The 1,839-nt window shown below is 41.9% G+C and carries 1 protein-coding gene; it reads left to right on the top strand.

Annotated features, from left to right (window positions below; translation table 11 throughout):
• Positions 1 to 136: 136 nt before the first annotated feature.
• Positions 137 to 1,423 carry an IS110 family RNA-guided transposase gene (locus ACW2QC_RS20130; RefSeq protein WP_457545708.1) on the top strand — a complete coding sequence of 429 codons (1,287 nt, stop codon included), beginning with the start codon at positions 137 to 139 and terminating at the stop codon, positions 1,421 to 1,423.
• The last annotated feature ends 416 nt before the right edge of the window (positions 1,424 to 1,839 follow it).

Below are 1,839 nucleotides of genomic sequence, written 5' to 3'. Positions count from 1 at the left end.
AGAAAGCATTCCTGTAATGAAGAAATTTGAGGCTAAATCATCATAGAATCGATTGTACAAAAAAAGAGCCTCCCTGGTACGATAGAGAGTGTCATCGCGATGACCTCGAATTAAGTACCTAAGGAGGACTCCTACAATGGATTTTACACAAAATGAACGCTTAGCGCAAATAACAGAAAAAACTATCATCATCGGTATTGATGTCGCAAAGCATAAACACGTTGCTCGTGCGATTGATGACCGCGGTCGTGATTTAGCGAAACGATTGGTGTTTACGAATGGTTTCACAGGGTTTAAACAGTTGCTTGACTGGGCTCACTGCCTCTTAGATGAGACTAATCGAAACGATCTTATTTTAGGGATGGAGCCAACAGGCCATTATTGGCTAAATCTAGCTTATTATTTAAAAGCACAGGGGTTACATGCCGTAGTTGTTAATCCGATGAAGGTAAAGCGCACCAAGGAACTGGATGACGATTCACCAACCAAGAACGATACAAAAGATGCAAAAGTCATCGCCCAGGTCACTCGGGCTGGCCGATATCATGAACCTATATTACCGGAAGGCGTCTTCGCTGAATTGCGTGAAGGAATAAAGCTACATGACATGATGCAGGAAGATTTGGCATCCATTAAAGCACAAGTACACAATGTATTGGATCGCTATTTCCCAGAGTTTCTAACGGTTTTTAAGGATTGGACCGGAAAAGCCGCCCTCCACTTTTTGAGGAAGGGCTATCTACCAAAAGATATCCAATCCAGTTCTGAAGAGAAACTAATGGCAGTAGTAAAGCAGGTAGCTAAGCGTGGTGTTGGAATCAAACGCATCCAAGAGCTTAAGCGCGCAGCTGAAACAAGTATAGGCCTAACAGTTGGTTTGACAATGGCGCGTCAAGAACTTCATTATTTAATCGATCAATATCAAGTGATACAGGAACGCATTCAGGCTCATGAAGCACTACTCGAAGATCTTGTTCTTCACGTTCCTGGAGCTCGACAAATGATGGAAATCAAAGGGGTTAGTTCAATGACTGTTGCCGGCTTTTTCGCCGAGACCGGGGACTTATTCAACTATCGAAATCCACGCCAAATCATTAAATTAGCGGGACTCAACCTTCAAATGAACCAATCTGGTTTATTCAAAGGACAAACAACGATCACAAAACGTGGCCGTCGTCGGTTAAGATCACTGTTATATCAAGTTGCGCGCCCCTTATCGATTCATAATGAAGGATTTAAACAGCTGCATAGTTATTATAAAAACCGACCAAACAATCCACTAACAGGGAAGCAATCCTTTGTGGCTCTTAGTCGGAAGTTGATCAAGATTTTTTTTGTCATAGGTACGCGCAATTGTGCATTTGATGAAACACGTATGATGAGGGACATTCCTCAGTTGAAGTCTTTACAGGAAGCAGCTTAATAACACACGAAAAAAGAAGATATGTTGTCTATTATTCAGATTTACATCGATTACATTTGAAGCACGGATTAGCCGGTCGATATTACCTCCGTTAGGGCATAGACCCACTAAGAAAGCATTTCCGGCATCCACACATGGTAAGGTCGAACGAAGGAATGTACGCGCGCAATGACGCCGAGAGAAATGGGAGGGTCCACCACCATGTTCTATGTGGAGATCCAAGGTGCGATCATAGGGAATGAACCACCCAGTTTTTGGAAATCCAATCGCTAGGTTTATTAAGCTAGGTTGTTGAATTCCAAAATTATCCCATATAGGTAGTATATTCCTCGCTCTATCAAAATGCTTCAATATTATAAGAAGAAAATCGGAGAAAAACAGCGATATTTTAAGAAAATCGAACTTTATTGAGGGAG

The organism is Virgibacillus sp. FSP13, assembly GCF_054048505.1.
Note: the sequence above shows the minus strand (reverse complement) of the source record. Positions and strands in the feature narration are given on the sequence as shown.